This is a genomic window from Mesorhizobium sp. LSJC285A00, from assembly GCF_000503155.1.
GTDB lineage: Bacteria > Pseudomonadota > Alphaproteobacteria > Rhizobiales > Rhizobiaceae > Mesorhizobium.
This window is the reverse complement of the sequence record NZ_AYVK01000002.1, coordinates 192,131-215,397: the sequence shown is the minus strand read 5'-3', so window position 1 is coordinate 215,397 and position 23,267 is coordinate 192,131. Positions and strand designations below refer to the sequence as shown.

Sequence of the window (23,267 nt, the reverse complement as noted above, 5' to 3'; positions counted from 1 at the left end):
GAAAGCGTTTGCCGTCCTTTTGAGCGGATTTTTTCTGTTAATGTTGACCGCGCTTGGCACCGTCCAGGCGGCGGCGCCGGATGCCGGTGGCGTCAAACGCGTCGCGCTGGTCATCGGCAACAGCAAATACGTCCATGCCGTCGAATTGCCCAATCCGGCCAATGACGCACGCCTGATCGCATCGACGCTGCGCAATGCCGGCTTCGAGGTGATCGAGGGTGTCGACCAGGACAATGCCGGCATGCACAGCCTGATCAGCAAATTCACCGAGCAGTCCTACGATGCCGACCTCGCCGTCATCTTCTATGCCGGCCACGGCATGCAGGTCGACGGCAAGAACTTTTTGATCCCGGTCGACGCCGAACTGACGTCACCTGCCTATCTCAAGACCCGCACCGTCCAGATCGACGACTTCATGGCCGCACTGCCGCCCGACCCGGCGGTCGGCGTCATCATCCTCGATGCCTGCCGCGACAATCCGCTGGCACGGACGCTGGCGGTCGCGATGCCGAAGACCCGCTCCACCGCGCTGGGCACCGGCCTGGCGCCGATCGACCCTAAATCAGAGGGCGTCGGCACCGGCGGCATCCTGATTGCCTATGCCACCGACCCGGGCGCCATCGCCTTTGACGGCAACGGCGTCGACAGCCCCTACTCGACCGCGCTCGCCAGGCACCTGACCGAACCCGGCGTCGAGATCCAGAGCGCGCTGACGCGGGTGCGCGGCGAAGTGGCCGAGACCACGCAAGGCCGCCAGCGGCCATGGCACAACGCATCGCTGGGCCGCGAGGTCTTCCTTGGCAAACCGGCCGCCGAAGCCGCACCGATGGTAAAACCGGCCGCCGATGACGCGAACGCCGCGGCAGCGCCCGCTCCTGCTCTCGGCACCAGCGAACCGCCTTCGTGGGAAGTCGAGCAGCGGCTTTGGGACGAGGCCTCGAAGCGCAACACCGCGCCATTCTACGAAGCCTATCTCGAGCAGTTTCCGAACGGCCGCTTCGCCACGGTGGCGCGGCTCAACATCGATGCGCTGAACGATCCGAAAGCCCAGGAACGGGAAGTCGCCGCGCTTGCCGCGGACGAAGCGAACTCGGGTTCTGCCGTGCGCACCTCGGTCGGCATTTCGGACGACATGAAGAAGGTGCTGGGCACCGAGGAGACGGAGAACGCGATCGGTCTCGATCGCCAGGGCCGCATCGACCTGCAATTGCGCGTCGAGGCGCTGGGCAACGAACTTGGCCGCGTCGACGGCAATATCGGCGCCAAGACCCGGCAAGCGATCGGCGACTGGCAAGAGGGGAACGGGCTGCCTCCGACCACCTTCCTGACGCGCGAGCAACTGGCGTTCCTGGTTATCCAGACGGATCCGATGATGGAGGCCGTGCGTGCCAAGCATGAGGCCGACCAGGCCGGCGTGGACAAGCCGAGAAAACAGGTGGTGCAGAAGGCCCGCACGCTGAAGCCGGTGGCGGAAAAGCCACGCAAGAAGCAGTACGCCCAGAAGCCGCGCCGACAACAGCAGTTCGTGCAGAAAAGGCGCAACCGCGAGGTCGTGCGCGAGGACGAACCGCCACCGCGGGACAACAATGATTTCCTGACCAAGGCGCTGATCTTCGGCACCGGCGTAGCGGTCGGCGGCGTGCTCAAGAACTGACCGATCACATCGAACGGCAACAACGCCGCGTGTCCGTTGGACGCGCGGCGTTTTCTGTTAAATTTCAACATCCAGTCGAGATCGCGCCTAGTCATCCTCGTATGCGCTGAAATAGTTCCGGAACTTTCACGCGCGATCAAGTGCTAGTGCAGAGCATTCGGCCGAAGGAGAGTAAAAACCTTGTGGCGGCAGATGGATGGTGGTTTGGTCTTTCCTAGTGAGAGAGGAATCGGATGTCCAGACTTTGGCTAACTTACGCTTGGGTAGACAACCAGAACGCGGACGTGGATTTTGTCATTCAGTCCCTGAAAGACCTTGGCCTGGATGTGAGATACGATCGAGCTGAACTGCTCACTGGAAGACGTTTGTGGGATCAGATCGACAGAGGCATCTCCGACCCGGCCAGAACTGACGCGTGGGCTATTTTTGCGACCAAGCAGAGCCTAGAAAGCGAGCCTTGCCAAGAAGAGATTGCATATGCCTTAGATCGCGCGCTCCGAACGCGCGGCGGTGATTTTCCCTTGATTGGGATATTCCCGCAACCGATTGAACGCGGTTTGATCCCTTCAGCAATAGCGACGCGACTATGGGTGAGTCTTCAGGACCCTAACTGGGCTAAGCAAATTGCTGCCGACCTGTCGAAAACGCCGAAAAAGGCAGAGGGCGACAGAGTTGAGAATTTTGTCGTCGGATACCACACGCAAGGTGAGGAAAAAATCGTAGAATTGAGACCTCGAGCGGTCAATGGTACCCAGCCATATTCGCAGTGCCCACCGCCGAATACTCCAAAGTCAGACTGATTGCGGTTGGTCCAGCCGGCCGACCCCCAATGACCTCCATAGTGTCTGAGAGCGATGTCGCGTTTCCGGGCTACAAGGGAATTCGACTTGGCAACGCAATCAACAACCTGACCAGCATCTATGTTTATCTCCAGGGACAGCCCTCAGAGATTGTGTTCGGCGCCGAGGGAGAACTCTATCGTTTGTTTTCTAAAGGCGAATAGGAATGCGCAAGGCGNCAGAGATTGTGTTCGGCGCCGAGGGAGAACTCTATCGTTTGTTTTCTAAAGGCGAATAGGAATGCGCAAGGCGCATCCGATGCTGGTAGCGGGAACTTTCCGAATTCGGAAGGCCACAAGAACCTGCGCCGGAGACTGACGCGATTTTCGCTAGATGATGCGGCACGAACAGCCTAGTCAAAAGCCGATGGAGCTCGGCCGATAGGACGAAAAGCATGCTGTCAAAAGACGCAGCCAGCGACACTATTGCGCTTTCACCCGCATCTCGACCCGGCGATTGGTGGGATCGTAGGGGTCGGGGTTGCGTGGATTGGCCTCGCCGAGACCGACCGCCTTGATGCGGTTGGCTTCGATGCCGTTGGATTCGAGGAAGGCCGTCACCGACTGCGCCCTGCGCTGCGACAGGCCTTCATTGTAGGTCGCCGAGCCGGATGCGTCGGTATAGCCTTCGACGACGAAGGACAGCTTGCTCAGCCGATCGTCCTTCAGCGCCTTGGCGAACTCGTCGAGTTCGCTGCGCGCCTTGGCGTCGAGCTCGGACGAATCCAGGCTGAAATTGATCAGCATATCGAGGCGGGTCTTCTCCGGAGGCTTTTCTTTCTGGCTGGTCTTGCTCTTGCACTCGTCCTCGGTGCCGACACAAATCCCGCGTGCCGCGCCGTGATCGATAGCGCCGGCAAAGAACTTCACAATGTCTTCCGATTTCTGAAGTGGGTCGGCATAGACGTGCGTCGAGAAAAGCACGGTCGCCAATGCCAAGACTGAAATGTGCCGCTGCATAACGGTTACTCCCGTTTCGAGCATCCGATTTTCACTCAGGCCCGATCCATGGATCCGGGCCAACTCTTCCTGTTCGACAATGATCTGTCGAGATCACGGTCGGCTGTGGAATATACCAAACCGTGAGGCGTTTGTCTGTGAACAACGTCATGGACATGTGGTGGTCGACAGACTTGACCCGCGCCTCGCAGGCGGGTTGAGTGAGGGCTGGGGGAGGATAACAGCAGCGATGGTCAACGGGCTTCGATTCCAGACCGCACGCGATCTCTTCGCCGCGAACACGGCTGTCGCCCGGGACATGACGGCCGTTCCGACCGACCAACCCTCGCTCGAGTTCTGCCGCCGGCTGATGGCCGGGCGCATCCCCGAGGAAGCGATTACCTTTTGCGCCTATCTCCTGCCTGACCGGGCCGCAATCTGGTGGGGCCATGAGTGCCTTGGGCATCTGACCGAGCTGCTCGAAGAGCAGGATCTCGCAACGCTGGCCCTGATCCAGGACTGGGTCGGCGACCCCAACAATGCGAGCCGCCGGGAGGCTGTCGCCGGGGCGGCGATGACGCAGCAGCACACGCCTGCCGGCTGGATCGCGCTAGCGGCGCAACGGCACATCAATGGCCTGACGCCGCAGACCAACGGGTCGAGGCTGCGGCCGCTGCCGGCTGCGCATGCCGTCAATGCCGGCATACTGGCCGGACTGGCGCGGGTTGCGGTGGCGGACCGTTTCTCCGTGCTCACCGCCTTTGTCGAGATGGGCATCCATCTGGCCGAAACCGAGGCGCTGCGCCGAGCCTGATTGCTCTGGATCGTGATGAGATTTCATTGAAATCTGATCCAACCCATTGTTGGCGGTCTCATTTGCAGCCGTTTTGCGCCCATTTGCCGAGTGCCACCTTGAAGCGCGTGCCCAGCGGGTGTTGCAGGCGCAACACCGAGACATCATTGGTGACGTAGGTCTTGGCCTGGTCGCACAGCCGCTCCTCGGTCCATTGATGACAGTTGCTGCACTGGTTGTCCCAGACGGACTTTTCCAGGCCCTCGACCGGACTGAAGTGCGGCTTGCCCTGGATGAGTTGGGCGATGCTCTTGCCGTCGATCGCCGGGTCGCCGAAATTGACCGGAACGTCGAAAAGGACTGGCGCGTCCGAGCCCAGCTTCGGAATTTCCTCACGCAGCTGTTCCAGCGCCTGCTCGCCGGCGTCCGCACCCGGCGGATTGGCGGCCGCGCCGGTGCGCGCCTGCGTATCGCCTTCGGGCGCAGCCGCGCCGGAATCGCCGACGATCAGCGGCGCCTTGAGATCGACCTTGTGAAGCACGACATCGGTGGTCAGCGAAACGTTGATCCAGGGCCGCTGGCGTCCGGCTGTGGCCTTGAACACATCCGACGTAACCCGGTTCATCGCTTCGGTGATCGAGACGTTGACCTCGCCGATATGGGCAAGCAGCGCCGCCGAAAATGGCGAGTGCTCGCCCGGTCCGTCATAGGCGAGCTGGTTGGGACTGGCAGCGAAGGCGACCAGCGTGCCGGCGCCGCCATTCTCGATCGGTATTTCGGCAAGGCCGCTGCTTGCCGTGCTGTCGCCGCCAGTCTCCTTGGCAAGCACATCGGCGAGCGGGTTGTCGCGGCAGGCGTCGAGGAACACCAGCCTGATGCTGGTCTCGCGCGACATCTGCCGCAGGATGAAGTCCACCTGCACGGCTTCGAAGTCGAGCGAGGTCTCGTCCTCCAGCGCCGCATCGACAGGCAGCAGGTAATTCCTGCCCGAGACCTGCAGGCCATGACCGGCATAGAAGAACAGCGCGATATCGGCGCCACGCACCTGCCGCGCGAATTGCGCGATCTTTTCCTGCGTCTGCGCCTTGGTGAGATCGAGGCCGGAGACGATTTCGAAGCCCAGCCCCTTCAGGCGATCGGACATTGCCTGCGCATCGTTCACCGGATTGGGCAGCACCGGCGCGTTCCGGTAATGGGAATTGCCGAGCACCAGGGCGATGCGGCGTTCGGCACTGGCCGCGGTCATGGTAATGGTCATGGTCAACGCAAGCGCCAGCACCGCGAGGCCGATGCCGCGCATGAAGTTGCCGCAACTTGCAATCATGTCCAAACGCACCGGATTCCTTTTCGGTTGACGGGCCTTCTCAGTTAAGGACCGGCTCAGTTGGCGAGCGGCGTGGCGGAGAACTCGATCCGCCGGTTCAGCGCCTTGTTCTTCGGCGTATCGTTCGGCGCCACCGGCTTTTCCTCGCCATAGCCGGAAGCCGTGATCTGCGCCGATGGAATGCCCGCAGCGATGATCGCGTCGGCGACCGCCTTGGCGCGCCGTTCCGACAGGTTCTTGTTGGCCGTCGGCGACCCGTCGGAATCGGTATGGCCCGAAACCTCGACCTTCAGTTTCGGACATTTGCCGACGACGCCGACCACCTCGGCCAGCAGTGGGCGGCTCTTTTCATCGAGCCGAGCGCTGGCTGGGCGAAAATAGACGGCGCCGGTGCGCGACAGCACCTCGAACCTGTTCAGGCATTCATCGTCGCTGAAGGACGTCTTGCCTGCATCTGTGGCGACCGGCCCGGCATCGGCTGGGGCTGCGACGGCAGGCGCCGCCGCCGGCTTGGCCCCATCAGCGGTGAAGACGAAGTCGAACGACACCGAAGCCGTCGGGACGATGCTGCTGACATTGGCCGCCTGCTGGAGTTTTTCGATGTTGGGCAACAGGCCGAAATCCTCGACATGCACGGCGACCGGCGCCTCCGAGGCGATCGACACCATGCTGTCGGTGATCATGGTGACCACGACATTGGCCTCAAGGTCCTTGTCGACGCCGTGCAGGCTCAGGCGAAACGGGATATGCGCGCTCATGCGCCGTTTGGTGGCGAGATCGGCAAAAGCGGCGGGATCGACTTTCGCCGTCACTTCCGCCGTCGGGAATTTAAAGGTTTCGAAGAACAGGAAGCGCATGCGGACATTGCGAAGGTCGATGCCGGTGTCGACCGAGTTGAGGTCGAACGTGACCTTGGCGGCGCCATCCGATGTCAGCGTGCCCGAGAGGTTCCTGATCTTGTTGGTTTCGACAATGGTGTTCTTCTTCACCGATTGATAGGTGAGCGTCGAATTCGCCGGATCGAGCGTCCAGTTCGGCTGCGCGTTGGCCGCCTGCGGCGCAAGCAGCAACAGACCGAACACCACGACCACCAGAGCGGGCCGACGCCAGCGCTGCGACGACTTTCCATGCCTTACTAATCCGACGACCCCGAACATGCATGTCCCCCGTGACAACACATTTCAGTTGCGATGACGGCGGTCGAACGCCGTGACCTCAGCCAGCATAGAGCGTTAGCCGCGGCTTAGCGAGTAGCGGAGGCGTGATATCGCCGTTGCTTGCTCGGACAGGCCCCGGTTATCGGCTGGCCCACAGCACCCCACGCTCGAAGATGGTGCGCATTTGCGGGACGGAAAACTCATCCGCGGTGTGGCCGAGCGCGCTGAAGAAGACGCGGCCCTTGCCGTAGCGGCGCTTCCAGACCACGGGCATGACGACGCCGTCGATGAAGTCGAGATGCTCACCGCTGAACGTCGTCGTCGCCAGCACCTCGTTGCTCGGGTCGACATGCATGTAATACTGCTCGGAATGGTAGGCGAAACCCTCGATACCCCTGACGATCGGATCGTCGCTGATGATGTCGACACGGTAGTGGATGATGTCGCCGGGGTGCGCGACCCATTGGCCGCCGGTCATGAACTGATAGGCCGGCTCGTTGCGAAAACTGTCGCCCATGGTGCCGTGGAACCCGGCAAGGCCGGTTCCGCCGCTGACGGCGGCGGTGAGGTTTTGCAGCTCCGGTTTCTCGATCGTCGACATGGTGATCACCGGCACGATCAGATCGATGGCCGGGAGCTGCGGATCGGCGAGCGCCGATGTGCCCTCTTCTATCCGCACTTCGAAGCCATGCCCCGTCAATATCTCGCTGACGACAGCGGAGCTGCGGGCCGGCGTGTGACCCTCCCATCCGCCCCAGAAAATCAGTGCCGTCTTGCTCATGCTCGTCTCTCCTTTGGTCGGCAATATTGATAGGCAAGCGGAACGCTTTTGTCTTCCCTTCCATGATGGGCATTCTGGGACGGGCATTTCTGGTCGGAAATCACGACCCGGCGATGAATTCCGTGGATGAGGACCGATTGGCCGCGCTGGCGTCTTGTTTCAATGCCGGGCTGCACTCAAATCAGCTGTCTTCGCGTTTGCGCAGACATCGGTCCGATCCGCCGCAACCAGCCGGAGCCTTCCGGGGAGACCGCTCTATGAGTTTCGACCAGACGACTGTCGCCGCTTATCTGGAAGTCATCACCATCAACCTTGTGCTGTCTGGCGACAATGTCGTGGTGATCGGCATGGCGGCCGCAGGCCTCGCCAAGGCGTTGCGGCAGAAGGCGATCATCGCCGGCATTGCCGCGGCGGCGGTGATCCGCGTCGTCTTTGCGGTGATCGCGGTGCAACTGCTGGAAATTCCGGGGATCATGCTGGTCGGCGGCATGCTTTTGTTCTGGGTGTGCTGGAACATGTTCCAGGAGTTGCGCTCGGCCGGCGACGGCGAGGACGTCGACACTGAAGCCGTAGCACTTGCGACGGCGCGGCCGGCCAAGGCGCTGCGCACCGCGATCCTGCAGATCGTCGTCGCCGATGTCTCGATGTCGCTGGACAATGTGCTGGCCGTGGCGGGCGCCGCCGCCCACGACATGAATGCGCTGGTGTTCGGTCTCATCCTGTCGGTGGTTCTGATGGCGGTCGCCTCGACGCTGGTGGCGGCGCTGCTTGCCAGGTATCGCTGGATCGGCTGGCTCGGTCTGGCAATCATCGTCTATGTCGCGGGAAATATGACTCTGGACGGCGTCGAGCAGATGAGAACGGTCGACTTACACGCGCTGCTCTCGCCAGTTGCAAGCTAGATTCTCCTGGCGATCAAATGATATCGAAAATCCGCCCTGGGTTGAGAATGTTGTGCGGATCGAACGCCACCTTCAGCCGGCGCATGGCTGATATTTCGGCGTCGCTGCGCACGAGGTTCAGCCATTTCTTCTTGTCGAGGCCGATGCCGTGCTCGGCCGAGACGGCGCCACCGCATGCCGCCACGCCGCGATAGATGATCTCATAGGCGGCCGCCGGTTCCGTGGTGTCGACCTGATAGTGCAGATTGCCGTCGCCGAGATGGCCGAAGACGTAGATCTCGGCGCGGCTGTCGACGGCGTGGATCGCGGCTTCGGCGTTGCGCAGGAAACCCGCCATGGTCGCCAACGGGATGCTGATGTCGACGCCGATCATGCCCTCGATCGCAAACAGGAAGCGGTTGGCCTCTTCGCGCACATCCCATAGCGCACGGAATTCGCGCGGCGACTGCGAGACGACCACGTCGGCGACGATGCCGTCCTCGACCGCCTGCATCAGCACCGAAGCGAAACGCTCGCCGTCCAGCTCGGCCTGGTTGCCCTGGATCTCGGCCAAAACATAAACCGGCGCGCCGGCAGGCAGCGGCGCCGGCGCGGCCATGCCGGCAATCATGGCGCCGTAGAGCGGCGAGAAGTTTACCTCATAGGCCGAAAGCAAGGGCCCGAGCCGCTGCTTGAGCAACCCCAGCAACGCAATCGCCGCCTCCAGCGAGCCAAGTGCGCAAAAGGCGGCAACCTCGGTGGCGGGCTTGGGATGCAGCCGCAGGCAGGCGCGAGTAACCACGCCCAGCGTGCCTTCGCTGCCAATGAAAAGCTGGTTGAGATCGTATCCCGAATTGTCCTTGGCCAGGCCACGCAACGAAGTCAGGATCGAGCCGTCGGCAAGCACGGCCTCCAGCCCCAGCACCTGGGCGCGGTACATGCCGTAGCGCAGCACGCGAATGCCGCCAGCATTGGTGGCGATGTTGCCGCCGACCGTCGCCGTGCCGCGCGCGCCGATATCGACGCCGAACATCAGGCCGGACGCATCGGCCGCTTCCTGCACCATTTGCAGCGGCGCGCCGGCTTCCGCGATGATGGTTGCCGCGGCGCCGTCGGGCGCTTCGACCGCGGTCATGCGCTCCAGCGACAGCACCGCTTCGCCCGGCTGCACGCGCGCGCCGCCGGCCAGCCCGGTGCGGCCGCCATGGACGACCAGCTTCTGGCCGATACCACTGCATAGGCGCAGGATTTCGGCGACGTCGGCGGCGTTGCGCGGACGCAAGACCAGTTCGGGCTGGCCGCCGCCCTTGCCGGAGAGGTCGTCGCCATAGCGCGGATCGATAGCATCGCAGATCACAATCGCGGCGGCATCGAGCCGACGATATAGCTGGGAAAGAAGCCGATCGATCTGTTGTGTCATGGTGCCTGGACTTTTCAGCGCTCTTTGTGACCGAGACTTTGATGCGCGACAATTTTCGCGTCAATTGAACAAATTTACGCACGGTATAATCTGTCATTGCGCGTTGAACCCACTGACGTTTCCTGTAAATTTCGTCTGCCGTTGCGTGGCGGACGCGCCGGCTGCAGGACCGTGGGCAGCGTCAAGGGATGACCGAGGTTCTGGCGCGTGCCAGACGAGGATTGAATGCCAATGACGCACAAGACGATGGAGGATTTCGCCCGCTCCTGCGGCGTCTCCAGGCCGACGCTGTCGAAATATTTCGACGATCCGACCAGCGTCAAGCCGGCAACGCGCAAGCGCATCGAAGAGGCGTTGCGGTCGTCCGACTACCAGCCCAATCTGTTTGCCCGCAACCTCAACCGCAAGCGCACCCGCGCCATCGGCATTGTCGTACCGACGGTCACCGATCCCTTCTATTCCGAAATGGTCAGCCGCATCGAGCTCAGGCTGCGCGACGAGGGCTACTGGCCGATCGTCATCTCCTCGCATGGCTCAACCGAGCTCGAAATGGAGGCGACACGTACCATCCTGTCGCTGAAAGTTTCGGGCGCGCTGATCGCGCCGCTCGGCTTGCGCTCGGACCGGCGCACGCTGGAGAAGCTGACCCAGACAATGCCGGTCGTCTATTTCGACACCTATCTTGAAGGCGGCACGCCCTTTGTCGGCAACAACAATGCCCAGAGCGTCTCGACCATCGTCGACTATCTCTGCCGCTCCGGCGACGCCCCGGTCTATTTCGACATCCCGCATGTCAATCACAATTCGCCGGAGCGCCTGAACAGTTACGTCGCCGCGATGCGTCAACTTGGCCAGGAGCCGGTGGTTATCGGCAACACCCGAGACTACACATGGGATTTCGAGCGCATCGGCTACAAGCAGATGGAACAGATGCTCGGGGCCAGCGGCCTGCCGGGCAAGACCGGGGGTCTGCCCGGCAAGACCGGAGGTCTGCCCGGCAAGACCATACTGTGTGCGAATGACCGCCTGGCTTTCGGCGTGATGGCGGCAGCCTTCGCGAAAGGGCTGAAGATCGGCCGCAAGGCCGATTGCGACCTGCGTATCGCCGCCCATGACGACCATCCGCTGAGCCGCTACACCTGCCCCGCACTGACCACCATCGCGCAGGATTTTGCCGCCATGGCGGGGCGCAGCGTCGAGACACTGCTCGCTTTGCTCAACGAGGATACGGCAAACGTCGCGCCGAAGGTCAGCCTCGACGCCGCCCTGGTGATGCGTCAGTCCGCTTGAGCCTTTCCAAAGGCAGGATCGAAGCTTCGCCACGCGGCAATGGCGGCGGCAACCGCCTGTCTCGCTGCCGGGCCGTGACGGCCCATCGAGACGAAGCCGTGGATCTGACCGGGCCAGTGTTCCAGCACGACCGGCACGCCAGCCTGCTGCAGACGCCTGGCATAGGCCTCGCCTTCGTCGGCGAGGATGTCGTGACCGGCGATGGCGATGAAGGTGGGCGGCGCACCGGCGAGGCTTTCCGCCTTCAGCGGTGAGGTACGCCAGTCGCCGATGTCGGCGGCATTGCGGACATAATGGTCGCGGAACCAGGCCATGGTCGAGGCGGTCAGGCCAAAGCCTATGGCGAAGCGGCGATAGCTGTCCGTCGTCTGCCCGGCATCGGTGTTGGGATAAAACAGCAGCTGCGCTGCTGGCGGATTTTTGTCCCCCCGCGTGAGCAGGCCGAGCACCGTAGCGAGATTGCCGCCGGCGCTGTCGCCGGCAACCGCAATGCTGGCAGCCTCGATGCCGAGTTCGTCCGCCGCGCTTTGCATGAAGTTGAGCGTTGCGCGGCAATCCTCTATTGCCGCCGGGAATTTGTGTTCCGGCGCCAGCCGGTAGTCGACGGAAACGACGACAGCGACTGCCTCGTTGGCGAACCAGCGGCAGATCTCGTCATGCGAGTCGAGATTGCCGATTACCCAGCCGCCGCCATGGAGATAGAGCAGCGCCGGAGCGCCTGCCGAAGGCGCGCCCTGCCCGCGATAGATCCTGAGCCTCAGCGGACCGCCGGGTCCTGCAATGATGCGCTCGCTGATCGACGCGACCAGCTCGCGCTCGCCTTGCAGGGTCGGGAAGCCTTCATTGTAGGCGCGGCGCGCCTGCTCAGGCGTTCCCGTTTCGAACGGCGGCGCGCCGGCCTGGCTGCCGAGCTCGAGCACATGCCGGGCCTCCGGATCTAGGGGCGACGGGGACGGTGGCGTCACGGGCGAACCTCCGTCAGGCAAGCAGGGTTGCGGCTTCGTCTTCGCCAAGCAGCGGCGGCTGGTCGACCGTGCCGTTGACGGCAACCGAGCCACGGCTTTCGCCCGAACCCAGGATCGCCTCCATGATCTCAAGCACATGCAGCGCCAGCTCACCGGAGGCGCGCGGCTTTCTGCCCGCGGCCAGCGCGCGCGCCAGATCGGCGACGCCGAGCATGCGGTAATTGGCGCGGTCGGGCGCGGAATAGGGCCAGTTGCGGTCGCCATAGAGTTCGCTCTCGCTGGCGAAATCGGCCCAGTCGGCGCCACGCTCCGACAGCGAAACGGTGCCGCCGAACGTGTCGGGGTCGGGCAGCCTGAGCGAGCCTTCGGTGCCGTGCAGTTCGATCGGATGGTTGGAGTGTTTGAACACGTCCCAGGAGGCGCCGAAGGTGACGGTGGCGCCGGAACGGAATTCGAGCAGCGACACTATGTTGGTCGGCGTGCCGACCTTGAATGTCGTGTTCTTGAACGGCCCGTCGGCCGTGATCAGCCTCTCCTCCTGGCCGTGCGTCGCCATCGCCATGACGCGCTCGACCGGTCCGAGCAGGTTGACCAGCATGGTCAGGTAGTAGGGACCCATGTCGAACACCGGACCGCCGCCGGGCTGATAGTAGAATTGCGGATTGGGATGCCAGTGCTCCATGCCCCGTCCCATCATGAAAGCGGTGCCGGTCACCGGCTTGCCGATCGCGCCGTCATCCATCAGCCGGCGCGCGCGGCGGCCGGCTGCACCCAGGAATGTGTCCGGCGCCGAGCCGATCAGCAGGCCGCGCTTCGCGGCCTCGGCGACAAGCCGGCGGCCGTCGGCGGCGGAGGTTGCCAACGGCTTTTCGGTGAAGACGTGCTTGCCCGCCGAAAGCGCCGAGAACGAAATATCGAAATGCGCCGCGGGGATTGTCAGGTTCAGCACGAGGTCGATATTGGGGTCGGCCAGCAGCGCGTCAACGCCGAGGGCGCGGATGCCGTATTCCCTGGCGCGCAGCTCGGCCATGTCAGCGGAAATGTCGGCGCAGGCGCGTAGCTCGACACCACCAAAGAGCGCTGCATTGCGCAGATAGGTCATCGAGATGTTGCCGCAGCCGATGACACCGATGCCGAGCTTTGTCTCTGATTTTCCGTGCATTTCCAGCTTTCCTCCGAAGCCAAGGGCATGCTGCGCAACCGTTGCAGTTCCCACGACCCCCCGCAATCCGCTATACAGGACTTTAAATGTTGACGCGCGTAAAATTTTTATAGAGCTTATGAGAATTCTGGCGTGCACTGGGAGGCCGCCAGCGTGAGGAGGAGAACATGACCGGCATGAAAAACGGCCGACGGCCGCTGCGAAGCCCGTGGCTCATGCGCGCTTTCCGTCGCGCATCAGAGACCGGGATGGGTTCAGGCATAGATCACCTTGGCCCCGATCCTATCAAGCTCGCTGCGTATTGGACCGGGCAGGCCATCGTCGGTGATCACCACATCGACGGCCGACAGCGAAAATGCCTTGGACGTCCCGCTGACGCCCCATTTGCTCGAATCGGCGAGCAGGACAACGCGCCGGGCCATGCGAACGAGGTTTCGCTTCGTTCGCGCCATGTCTTCGTTCACGTCGACCACATCCAGTGACGAGTCTATCGCATGCGCTCCAACAAAGACCTGATGCGCTACCAGGCCGCCGAGAGCCGTATCGGCATCGGTGATCAGCGTGCTCACCGTGTCGGGATAGACCCGGCCGCCGATCATATGAACGTCGAGCCCGGGACGATGCATAAGATGCTGCACGATATTCATGGCCGTGGCCGCGACCACGACATTGCTGAGCGGCGGTAACTGCATGGCAAGCTGCATCAAGGTCGAGCCACCGTCGAAGATGACCGACTGGTTGTCCTCGAAAAGGTCGAGCGCCGCCCGGGCGATGCGCTTCTTTGCGTCGAGGTTCGTTTGCATCCGCCGGGCGAACGCGGCCGTCGTCGAATCGGTGGTCCGGGTCACCGCCCCTCCACGGGTCTTGGTCAGCAGTCCCTTGCGGTCCAGTATTTCGAGGTCGGAGCGCACCGTGACCTCCGACACGCCAAACCCGTCCGACAGGTCCTTGATGCGAACCTGTCCGCTGCGTTGCACCTCGCCCAGGATCGATTGGCGTCTCTGCTCCGACAACATTGCCCTGCCCTTGCCTGCCTGCGCCGAGCAATCGCGCCGGCCTCGGCTCACCTTACCGAAAATATGCAGATTCGAAAGCTTTCGAAAGATTGTTTTTCTTTTTTCTTTCGGAAACACTGGATCGAGCATTTTTAAATCAACCGATCAGGGAATTTTGCACTCATGAGCCTAGGAACCAAGGTGCGTCTCGCGCGCCTCTTCTCGCATCCATCGGGGAACCTTTTTGGCGGCGCGGTCGACCACTTCGTCGGCTATGGCGACGTGCGCAAAGGCGGCCTTGCCGACCTGCCGGGTGCGCTCGCACGCGTCATGGCGGGCAAACCCGACTATGTCAGCATCCAGCCTGGCACTGCGCGCCATCTGTGGCCGCAATATGCGGGCAAAGCTTCCCTGGTAATTCAGGCGGGCTGTTTCACCGCGGACGATCGCATCAGCGAGCTGATCGCAACGCCCGAGGATGCGGTGCGCGCGGGCGCCGATGCGTTGGCCGTGGCCATTCCGGTGCGCGGCGCGACGGAGGGCAAATACATACGCTGGCTGACCGATTCGGTGAATGCGGCGGCCCGCTACGGCATGCCTGTGGTGGCGCATATCTACCCTCGCGATTTCACCGACGGAGCAAAGATCGTCTTCACCCCCGACGAGATCGCCTATGCGGCGCGCATCGGTTACGAGTCCGGCGTCGACGTGATCAAGATCGGCTACACCGGGGATTTCGAGTCATTCAAAGAGACCGTCCGGACCTGCCCGGTGCCGGTTGTCATCGCGGGGGGGCCAAAGACCGATACGCTGCTCGGCGCGCTTCAGCAGACGGCGGACGCCATCCGTGCCGGCGCGCGCGGCGCCGTGGTAGGCCGCAATCTCTGGGGGCACGGCGATCCGGAGAAGGCAGCGCTTGCCTTTCGCGGCGTCATCCATGACGGCCTTTCGGCGCAAGACGCCTTGGCGAAGGCGGGTGCCTGAACGATGCCCACCGTCCCCGCCACCCTCGGCTTCGGCGCTATTGCGATAGACGACATCGTCTACGTCGATCAGCCATTGTCGGCGGGCAAGGGTAAGGTTCTGCAAAGTACCCGCGCTTTCGGGGGAAATGTCGCGACGGCGCTTGCCGCCGTCGCGCGGCTCGGCGGAACCGCCGGGTTCGTCGGATGGCTGGCCAGTGCCGCGGACGACGCCGTTCTGCTCGATCTCGTGGCGAGCGGTATTGAAACCGCATTCGCGCCGCGCCATCCCGACGCGCGCCCGGTGCACTCGCGGATCACCGTCGGCTCGGACGGGGAAAGGTTCATCGCGTATGACGACGATGCGATGCTGGGCACCGCTCCGGACTTTCCGGACGATATCCTCAGCCGCGCAACCGTCCTGATCGTCGATAGCTATGCGACCGGGTCGCTGGATGTCGTGGCTCGGGCTCGCGATCTCGGCCTTGCGATCCTCGGCGATATCGAATGGAGCAGCGGCCCCGCCACGGAGCGGCTGATCGCGCTCTGCGACCATCTCATTCTTCCACTTAGCTTTGCACGGACTGCCACGGGGCGCCGATCGCCTGCCGAGATGCTCGATGCCTTGTGGTTGCCATCGCGATCCGCCGTGGTTCTGACCGATGGAGGCAGGGGTGTGTACTATCGCGGCCGTGAACAGACAGGTCTCTGGCACCTGCCCCCGCACCGGGTTGCGGTCGTCGACTCCACAGGCGCGGGTGACTGCTTTCATGGCGCCTATGCCCATGCGTTGACGCGCGGAGCCGACACCGCGGGCCGGGTGGCATTCGCGGCCGCGGCGGCGGCCGTTTCGATAACGGGGCGTGGCGGGCGCGAGGCGCTTCCGACCGAGGACCAGGTCACGCAACTCCTGGCATCGGCGAACGCGCCGTCAGCAGTCAACCTGAAAAATGCGCATGTGGATGCTGGAGCATGACCTGAAACGATCCGACGAAACATTTCGCAGGCGAACACAAGCCCAGGAGAATCATAAAAAATCAGGGCTTATACTTGTGGAGGGAGGAATATGGCACAAGTCATTCTTGAGAAGATCTGCAAAACCTACGGGAACAGTTTTCGCGCAATCGACCAGTTGAACCTGTCGGTCAAGGACGGCGAGTTCTTGATCCTCGTCGGGCCTTCCGGCTGCGGCAAATCCACGGCGTTGCGAATGATCGCGGGGTTGGAAGACATCACCAGCGGCAGCCTTCGGATCGGCGGGGTCGACGTCGTCGACATGCCGCCCAAGGACCGCGACATCGCGATGGTGTTTCAGAGCTACGCGCTCTACCCGCATATGACGGTATCCGAAAACATCGCCTTTTCGATGCGGCTGGCAGGCAAGCCGAAGGCCGAGCGCAAGAAGCGCGTGGACGAGATCGCCAAAACTCTTCAGCTGACGTCTTTGCTGGACAGCAAACCCGCGAACCTGTCAGGCGGGCAGCGTCAACGGGTTGCCATGGGCCGCGCCATGGTGCGCGAGCCGGCCGCCTTTCTCATGGACGAGCCGCTTTCCAATCTGGATGCGAAACTGCGTGTGCAAATGCGCGCCGAAATCACCAGCCTGCAAAAGCAGCTCGGCGTCACGACCATTTACGTGACCCACGATCAGATCGAAGCGATGACGATGGGCGACAGGGTCGCGGTGCTGAAAGGCGGTGTGCTGCAGCAGGTCGACACCCCCAAGAGGCTTTATGAATCGCCGGTTAACGCCTTCGTTGCCGGCTTCATCGGCTCTCCTTCGATGAACCTTTTCGAGGCGACCCTGAAGGGCGGCGAGCTCGCTTTTCGCGACTTCGCCGTCCGGCTGCAGGATGCAGCCTTCGTGCGCAGGCCGGCCTTGAGGTCGTATGCGGGGCGCAAGGTCGTGTTCGGGATCAGACCGGAGGATCTTTATGACAGCAGCCTTGAATCCGGTCGCAAGTATCAGACGATACCGGCCAGGGTGACCTCGATCGAGGAACTCGGCTCCGAACAGATCGTCCACATGAACATCGACGCGGTCCGGGTGGACTCCGGCGATCCGGATGCGGTGGACGATTTCGGCCTGGCGTCGAACGCGGTGGCGAGGTTCGAGCCGATCAGCGCCGTCCGCTCCGGCTCGGAAATCCGGTTGGCCGTGGATGATGCCAAGTTCCATTTCTTCGATCCCGAAACGCATCTGGCGATCTGAAGATCTGCGGAAGACCGCGGGCGGGAGCGAGGTGCCTGCGGAAGACACAAGAAGGCTTCTGAATGAACAGACGACCGTCCGCATTGTGCGGCCGATCTTGAAGAAGGAGGAGAAAATGATGTTTCGGATACGACCCGCGATGCTGAAAATAGCCGCGGCCGCATGGTTGCTTGGTGCAACCGGCGCCATGGCGGACACGACGCTGGAATTCACCCAATGGTGGGAGCCCGAATTGCCGGCGGGATCGCTCAGGGCAATCATGAACGACTTCGAGGCTGCAAACCCCGGCATCAAGGTGACGCTGGTCAGCGGTCCCTATGCGACCACGCGAGACCAGATCTCGGTCGGCGCCGCAACCGGAACGCTTAGCGACGTCGTCGGTCTCGACGGCGCCTGGGTGAACAATCTGAACGCGCAGGGTGCGCTAGCCGACATGAACCCGATGATGGATGCGAGCGGGTTCGACAAGACCCAGGTCGCGGATATCATCAAGGTGGACGGCAAGGCGGTGATGTTTCCCGTGGCTTCGTTCGTCTATCCGGTCTTCGTCAATCTGGACCTCGCCGCCCAGGCAGGCGTCACCAAGCTGCCGTCGACCCGCGCGGAGTTTCTCGAAGCCGCCAAGAAGATGACCCATGCCGACAAGAACCAGTATGGCTGGGTGCTGCCGCTGTCGCTGCAAACGCCGTCCGGTGTCCAGAACGACCTGATGTCGTGGGTCTGGGCCTCGGGTCAATCGATGATGGTTGAAGGCAAGCCGGCTCTCGAGGGCAAGCCGGTCGTCGATATGCTCACCTTCGTCAAATCGCTGAACGACGCCGGCGTCATCTCGCCCGGCATTGCCACCAAGACCGAGCAGGAGAAGGTCGAGGAATTCGTCAACGATCGGGTCGGAATGATGATCGACTCGCTTGCGCATGTGAACCTCATCCGCAAACGCAATCCCAAGCTGAACTTCGACCTGATCCCGGTCCCGGTCGTGGCGGACTACAGCGGCAAGCGCGGCCTTCCCTACGCCTCCTGGGGCATCGGCATCTCCGCCGCCTCGAAACATCAGGATGAAGCCTGGAAGCTCGTCCAATATCTGATGAGCGAGAAGGTGAATGCCAAGCTCGTGTCGCTTGCAAATGCCTTCCCGGGCAACGTCAACGCCAAGCCCGATTTCGTGACCTCGGACAAGGCTTTCGCCAAGGCTTTCGAAATCTTCAAGACCGGCTATCTCGCCAACGAGTTCACGGGCCTGCCGGTGGCTGAAGACCTGATGACCCAGTTCGACGTGGAGGCTCAGAAGATGCTTGCCGGCGAGCAGTCTCCGGAACAAGCCGCAACCAACGCTCAAAAGGGCTGGACGGCGAAATTCTGAGCGGCCATTGCCCGTTTGCTATCTTCCACCGGGTGGCCCGGCCTCGGTCAGGCCACCCGTCAACAACGGATCGGCAATTTGAGATGGACCTGTTTTTGAAGCGCACCTTCCTCTTGAAGGCACATCCCAGGGGTCGCACATGACCGGGCAGAAGCGCTCCCACCATCGGCTGAAACGAGCGGTCGCACCCTATCTCTATCTGTCACCATCGCTCCTCATAATCGGCCTTCTGATGCTGCTGCCGATGGTGACGGTGATTGGCTATTCGTTCCAGAACAGCGCGGTGCTGCGTCGCGACCCGTCCTTTGCCGGACTGAAACACTACCAGGCGATCTTTGCCGATCCGGTGTTCTGGGCCTCGCTGTGGCACACGCTCTACTTCACCTGCATGAGTGTCGTCTTCCATATGACCATCGGCATGATCTTCGCACTCATGCTGAACAGCGACCGCATCAATCCGACGCTGCGCAACATTCTGCGCGTGCTGTACATACTGCCCTGGCTGTTCACCGCGGTAATTATCGCGGTGATCTGGCGCCTTCTGCTTGAGCCGAATGGTGTCGTGAACAGTGTTCTCATGCAGATGGGCGTCATCGGTTCCAAGGTCGAGTGGTTTTCCTCGCCCGCGACCGCGCTGCACGCCGTCACCTTCGCCAATATCTGGGCGGGCTACCCGCTTTTCATGGTCAGCCTGCTCGCAGGCTTGCAGGGCATTCCCAAGGATTTCTACGAGGCCGCCGATATCGACGGCGCGAAGGCCTACCAGAAGTTGATCTTCATCACCATTCCGCAGCTGATGCCGATCATCATCAGCATCTCGCTGCTCGACTTCATCTGGACCATGCAGGTCTTTCCATTGATCTGGATAACGACGGGTGGCGGTCCGATCTACTCGACCGAGGTCCTCAGCACCTACACATACAAGCTGGCGTTTTCGAGCTACAACCTGTCGCAGGCCTCGGCGAGCGCCGTGGTCATCCTGCTGATCTCTCTCGGCCTGACGCTGTTCTACATCCGCTATCAAAAGGCTCGGTAGTCACATGAGGAAAATGCACACGCCCAAAGACAGGCTGATCACCGCCGCGCTCCATGTCGCGCTTGCCGCAGGCCTCTTGTTCGCGGCCTTCCCGATCTACTGGATGCTGAGCAGCTCGTTCAAGTCGAATACCGAAATCTTCGCCCTGCCGCCAACCGTCCTGCCGAAGGCCTTCACGCTGGAAGCGTATGCGGCCATCCTTGGTGATCCGGTAAAGCTGCGCTTCTTCTTCAACAGCTACTTCGTCGCCGGAGCGGTGACCGTGCTGACGGTGCTGATCGCCTTGCTGGCAGCCTATGGGTTCAGCCGTTTCAACTTCCGCGGCAAGGGCAGCCTCAACACGCTCATCATCAGCACGCAGACGATCCCGCCGATCACGCTTTTGATCCCGTTCTTCGGGCTGGTCGTCTCGTATGGCATCTTCGACACCTATGTCGCGCTGATCCTGACTTACCTGGTGTTCACGCTGCCCTATGCGATCCTGCTGATGACGGGATATCTGAACACCTTGCCGCGCGACCTCGATGAAGCGGTGGCTGTCGACGGCGGCACCAGTTGGACCGCACTGTGGCGGGTGATCGTCCCGATTTCACTGCCTGGTATCGTGGCGACGTCGGTCTACACCTTCCTGTTGTGCTGGAACGAATTTCTCTTTGCGCTGACACTGACGAAGTCGACGTCCATGCGCACCGTCCCGATCGGCATCCAGTTGTTGATGGGGCAACACGCCTTCGAATGGAACCAGATGATGGCGATGAGCGTGCTCGGCTCGCTGCCGCTCCTGGTCATCTACCTGGTTGCCCAGAGATTCTTCCTCGCCGGCATGACCGCAGGCTCAGTCAAGTAGGATGTCCCTCCAACGAGGTGGAATCAAGGAATGAAAGGATGACCGTGAAAGACCTGAAAGTCGGCTGCCAGACCTTTACCTGGGAAATGCTGGGCGACCGCTTTGCCGGCGGCCCGGACGATCTGCTCAAGGCGATCGCCGATGGCGGCTATGCCGGCATCGAGATCACCGACACGATGATCGGCCGCTATGCCGGCAAGCCAACGGAGTTCGCCGCCGCGCTGAAATCATCCGGGCTGACGCTCGTCTCCTTCGCCTTCGGCTCCAAGAGCGGTTTCACGCTCAGGGATGAGATCGGCGCCGACCTCGATACAGCCAAACGCTGGATCGACTTCGCCGCCGCCTTTCCCGGCGCGCTGGTGTCGATGGGCTCGGCCACGATCGTTTCCGACGGACCGCGCGACCACAAGTTTGCCATCGCCGCCGAGGTCTACAACAAAGCCGGCGAGCTCGGGCGCGAGGCCGGCGTCCAGGTCGCGGTGCATCCAAGCTCGCATCACAACACGCTGCTGTTCGACCGCGCCGACTACGACCGCATCTTCGGGCTGCTCGACGCCTCGCTGGTGGGCTGGGTGCCCGACACCGGCCACATCTTGCGCGGTGGCCAGGACATGGCGGATACGCTCACCACCTATCGCGACCGCATCCGCTATGTGCATCTGAAGGATGTCGACGCGAATGGAACCTGGGCGATGCTCGGCAAGGGCGTCTGTGACACGGCGAAGGTGATCGAGATCGCTGGTGCTGCACCCAATTTCAACGGCTGGCTGGTGCTGGAGGAAGAGTCCGAAACGGCCGCCGCCGACCCTGCCGGCGCCGTCAAAACCAACCGCCAGACAATGCGCGGCTACGGAGCCTGAGACGATGACGACGAACAAGCCCCTGTCCGGCCCCGCCGCATTTGCCGCCCTGCCGCGCAACCGGCTTATCGGCGAGTTTTCGCTGTGGTCGGCCGACCTCGCCAATATGGAGCGCGATTTGAAGCGCATCGAGACCCATGCCGATGTCCATCATATCGACGTCGCCGATGCCCGCTTCACCCCTGGCTTCCTGTTCTTCCCGGACCTGGTGGCGCACATCGCCAAGCTCACCGCAAAGCCTATCCACGTCCATTTGATGGTCGAAGCCGAGATCGTCGAGGAACAGACGCGCCAGTTCATCGAGGCCGGCGCCGACCTGATCAGTGTGCACGCCGAAAACGGCGAGACCGGTCTGCGCGCCGTGAAACTGGCGCGTGAACTCGGGGCCGAGGCCGGCGTGGTGCTGCGGCTGGAAACACCGGTCGCGGCCGTCACGCCCTTCCTGCCGGAAGTGGCATTCGTGACGCTGCTCGGCACTTCCATCGGCGTCAAGGGCCAGAGCCTGTCGGAGCAGGCGTGTCCGCGCCTGATCGAGGCGCGCGCGCTGATGCGCAAAGCCGGCCGCGAGGCCGACATCGTGCTCGCCGCCGATGGCGGCATCCGCCACGAGACCGTGCCCTTACTGCGCGCCGCAGGTGCGCAGACCGTGGTGCTGGGCTCGCTGGCCTTCGGCGATCCGGACCTTGCCCGGCGCATGGCCTGGCTGCACGGGCTGGAGGTCGCCGCCTGATGACCAAGCTTGCGCTCGCCTTCGATCNGCTGGCCTTCGATCTCGGCGGCACGGCGCTGCGCGGTGCGCTGGTCGAAAGCGATGGCCGCATCGTCGCTCATGCTTCAGCGCCGACGCTTGCCGGTGCGGGATCGGAGGCGGTGATCGGCCAGATCGTCGCTCTGGCAGGCACGCTGCTTAGGGAACACCCGCAGGCAAACGTCGCCGGCATCGGCGTCGGCGCGCCGGGACCGCTCGACCCCAAGGCGGGCATCGTGATCGCGCCGCCGACGCTGGCCGGCTGGCACGACGTGCCGCTGATCGACATTCTGGGGCAGCATTTCGGCCTGCCGGTGCGGCTGGAAAACGACGCCAATGCGGCGGCGCTCGGCGAATGGCGTTTTGGCGCCGGACGCGGCAGCGGATCGCTGGTGTTCGTGACCGTATCGACCGGCATTGGCGGCGGCGTTGTCGCCGATGGCCACATCTATCACGGCAGGCGCGGACTGGCGGCTGAGATCGGCCACATGACCATCACCGGCGAAGGCGACCGCTGCTTCTGCGGCGCCGTCGGCTGCTTCGAGGCTGTCGCATCGGGAACCGCGCTTGGCCGCCGCGCGACGCGATTGACCGCGCCCGGCGACGGCTCGCTCTTACGACGGCTGTCAAATGACGGCGACGTCTCGGCTAGGCATGTCGTAGAGGCTGCCAAGGCCGGCGACGCCAACGCTCTTGACCTGATCGAGGCGGAAGCACAATGGCTGGGCATCGGCTTCACCAATCTCTTGCATCTCTATTCGCCCGATCTGATTGTCGTGGGTGGCGGCCTTTCCAACGGGTTCGACCTTCTGGTACCGTCGATCAGAGCGGTCATCCAGCAGCGGGCGATGCCGGCCTATCGCGACGTGCCGGTCGTGCAGGCTGAACTCGGCGACCGCGCCGGGCTGATCGGCGCCGCCAGCCTGATCCTGTGGGAAGGCGAACCGGGTGCGCCGCTGGCGATGGCGCAGGACGACAAGGACAGAGGCGCGACCGCCGATGCCAGGGAGGCAAGCCACGGTTGAGCTCAAACTGCGCGG

Annotated in this window: 22 protein-coding genes; 14 read left to right on the top strand and 8 right to left on the bottom strand. The window is 62.7% G+C overall.

Translation table 11 applies throughout. The annotated features are described in order from the left end of the window. Nucleotides 1-40: 40 nt before the first annotated feature. Both X726_RS164195 and X726_RS164200 read left to right on the top strand, forming a co-directional pair. A complete protein-coding gene (locus X726_RS164195) occupies nucleotides 41-1,654 on the top strand; it encodes a caspase family protein (protein WP_023667920.1) in 1,614 nt (537 codons plus the stop codon). 233 nt (nucleotides 1,655-1,887) lie between these two features. Then, complete coding sequence (locus tag X726_RS164200; RefSeq protein ID WP_023667919.1) at nucleotides 1,888-2,454, top strand: toll/interleukin-1 receptor domain-containing protein; 567 nt, start codon at nucleotides 1,888-1,890, stop codon at nucleotides 2,452-2,454. Nucleotides 2,455-2,915: 461 nt separating this feature from the next. Here X726_RS164200 and X726_RS164205 read toward each other — a convergent pair whose 3' ends face one another. Then, nucleotides 2,916-3,452: an OmpA family protein gene (locus X726_RS164205; RefSeq protein ID WP_031214562.1), complete on the bottom strand. Its 537-nt coding sequence runs from the start codon at nucleotides 3,450-3,452 to the stop codon at nucleotides 2,916-2,918. Nucleotides 3,453-3,681: 229 nt separating this feature from the next. Between X726_RS164205 and X726_RS164210 the strand changes: the two genes are divergently transcribed. Beyond that, nucleotides 3,682-4,245 (top strand): hypothetical protein, encoded by a 564-nt coding sequence (locus X726_RS164210; protein WP_023667916.1) that lies wholly within the window; start codon nucleotides 3,682-3,684, stop codon nucleotides 4,243-4,245. 58 nt (nucleotides 4,246-4,303) lie between these two features. Here the strand turns inward: X726_RS164210 and X726_RS164215 are convergent, their stop codons facing one another. From X726_RS164215 to X726_RS164225, 3 genes are all read right to left on the bottom strand, one after another. After that, nucleotides 4,304-5,560, bottom strand: coding sequence for a caspase domain-containing protein (locus X726_RS164215; RefSeq protein WP_245272036.1), 1,257 nt, complete (start codon nucleotides 5,558-5,560; stop codon nucleotides 4,304-4,306). Between the two features lie 44 nt (nucleotides 5,561-5,604). Continuing rightward, nucleotides 5,605-6,705 (bottom strand): OmpA family protein, encoded by a 1,101-nt coding sequence (locus X726_RS164220; protein WP_023682638.1) that lies wholly within the window; start codon nucleotides 6,703-6,705, stop codon nucleotides 5,605-5,607. A 139-nt stretch (nucleotides 6,706-6,844) separates the two neighbouring features. Next, nucleotides 6,845-7,486 (bottom strand): ThuA domain-containing protein, encoded by a 642-nt coding sequence (locus X726_RS164225; protein ID WP_023667913.1) that lies wholly within the window; start codon nucleotides 7,484-7,486, stop codon nucleotides 6,845-6,847. 257 nt (nucleotides 7,487-7,743) lie between these two features. On the opposite strand from X726_RS164225, the gene X726_RS164230 reads away from it, so the two are divergent. Continuing rightward, nucleotides 7,744-8,388 (top strand): YjbE family putative metal transport protein, encoded by a 645-nt coding sequence (locus X726_RS164230; protein WP_023667912.1) that lies wholly within the window; start codon nucleotides 7,744-7,746, stop codon nucleotides 8,386-8,388. 13 nt (nucleotides 8,389-8,401) lie between these two features. On the opposite strand, the gene X726_RS164235 is transcribed toward X726_RS164230, so the two are convergent. Next, nucleotides 8,402-9,787, bottom strand: a complete 1,386-nt coding sequence (locus X726_RS164235; RefSeq protein ID WP_023667911.1) for an FAD-binding oxidoreductase — start codon at nucleotides 9,785-9,787, stop codon at nucleotides 8,402-8,404. A 225-nt stretch (nucleotides 9,788-10,012) separates the two neighbouring features. On the opposite strand from X726_RS164235, the gene X726_RS164240 reads away from it, so the two are divergent. Then, nucleotides 10,013-11,077 carry a LacI family DNA-binding transcriptional regulator gene (locus X726_RS164240; RefSeq protein ID WP_031197970.1) on the top strand — a complete coding sequence of 355 codons (1,065 nt, stop codon included), beginning with the start codon at nucleotides 10,013-10,015 and terminating at the stop codon, nucleotides 11,075-11,077. Here X726_RS164240 and X726_RS164245 read toward each other — a convergent pair. The 3 genes from X726_RS164245 to X726_RS164255 form a co-directional block, all read right to left on the bottom strand. Continuing rightward, nucleotides 11,065-12,042, bottom strand: coding sequence for an alpha/beta hydrolase (locus X726_RS164245; RefSeq protein WP_031197971.1), 978 nt, complete (start codon nucleotides 12,040-12,042; stop codon nucleotides 11,065-11,067). The genes X726_RS164240 and X726_RS164245 overlap by 13 nt on opposite strands. Nucleotides 12,043-12,055: 13 nt before the next feature. Further along, nucleotides 12,056-13,204, bottom strand: a complete 1,149-nt coding sequence (locus X726_RS164250; protein WP_023714869.1) for a Gfo/Idh/MocA family oxidoreductase — start codon at nucleotides 13,202-13,204, stop codon at nucleotides 12,056-12,058. A 254-nt stretch (nucleotides 13,205-13,458) separates the two neighbouring features. After that, on the bottom strand, nucleotides 13,459-14,220 hold the full coding sequence (locus X726_RS164255) for a DeoR/GlpR family DNA-binding transcription regulator (protein WP_023692210.1): 762 nt from the start codon (nucleotides 14,218-14,220) through the stop codon (nucleotides 13,459-13,461). Between the two features lie 162 nt (nucleotides 14,221-14,382). On the opposite strand from X726_RS164255, the gene X726_RS164260 reads away from it, so the two are divergent. From X726_RS164260 to X726_RS164300, 9 genes are all read left to right on the top strand, one after another. Continuing rightward, nucleotides 14,383-15,183 (top strand): class I fructose-bisphosphate aldolase, encoded by an 801-nt coding sequence (locus X726_RS164260; protein ID WP_023667906.1) that lies wholly within the window; start codon nucleotides 14,383-14,385, stop codon nucleotides 15,181-15,183. A 3-nt stretch (nucleotides 15,184-15,186) separates the two neighbouring features. Next, complete coding sequence (locus X726_RS164265) at nucleotides 15,187-16,137, top strand: PfkB family carbohydrate kinase (protein WP_023667905.1); 951 nt, start codon at nucleotides 15,187-15,189, stop codon at nucleotides 16,135-16,137. Between the two features lie 90 nt (nucleotides 16,138-16,227). Continuing rightward, nucleotides 16,228-17,373 carry an ABC transporter ATP-binding protein gene (locus tag X726_RS164270; RefSeq protein ID WP_023667904.1) on the top strand — a complete coding sequence of 382 codons (1,146 nt, stop codon included), beginning with the start codon at nucleotides 16,228-16,230 and terminating at the stop codon, nucleotides 17,371-17,373. A 115-nt stretch (nucleotides 17,374-17,488) separates the two neighbouring features. Beyond that, nucleotides 17,489-18,736, top strand: coding sequence for a sugar ABC transporter substrate-binding protein (locus X726_RS164275; RefSeq protein ID WP_031214559.1), 1,248 nt, complete (start codon nucleotides 17,489-17,491; stop codon nucleotides 18,734-18,736). 139 nt (nucleotides 18,737-18,875) lie between these two features. Continuing rightward, nucleotides 18,876-19,772 carry a sugar ABC transporter permease gene (locus tag X726_RS164280; RefSeq protein WP_023667902.1) on the top strand — a complete coding sequence of 299 codons (897 nt, stop codon included), beginning with the start codon at nucleotides 18,876-18,878 and terminating at the stop codon, nucleotides 19,770-19,772. Nucleotides 19,773-19,776: 4 nt separating this feature from the next. Continuing rightward, complete coding sequence (locus X726_RS164285) at nucleotides 19,777-20,619, top strand: carbohydrate ABC transporter permease (protein ID WP_031209018.1); 843 nt, start codon at nucleotides 19,777-19,779, stop codon at nucleotides 20,617-20,619. Nucleotides 20,620-20,657: 38 nt separating this feature from the next. Further along, on the top strand, nucleotides 20,658-21,479 hold the full coding sequence (locus X726_RS164290) for a sugar phosphate isomerase/epimerase (RefSeq protein ID WP_023667900.1): 822 nt from the start codon (nucleotides 20,658-20,660) through the stop codon (nucleotides 21,477-21,479). 4 nt (nucleotides 21,480-21,483) lie between these two features. Next, on the top strand, nucleotides 21,484-22,209 hold the full coding sequence (locus X726_RS164295) for a ribulose-phosphate 3-epimerase (protein WP_023667899.1): 726 nt from the start codon (nucleotides 21,484-21,486) through the stop codon (nucleotides 22,207-22,209). Continuing rightward, complete coding sequence (locus tag X726_RS164300; protein ID WP_023667898.1) at nucleotides 22,209-23,252, top strand: ROK family protein; 1,044 nt, start codon at nucleotides 22,209-22,211, stop codon at nucleotides 23,250-23,252. Before X726_RS164295 ends, X726_RS164300 begins: the two co-directional genes overlap by 1 nt. Nucleotides 23,253-23,267 lie beyond the last annotated feature (15 nt).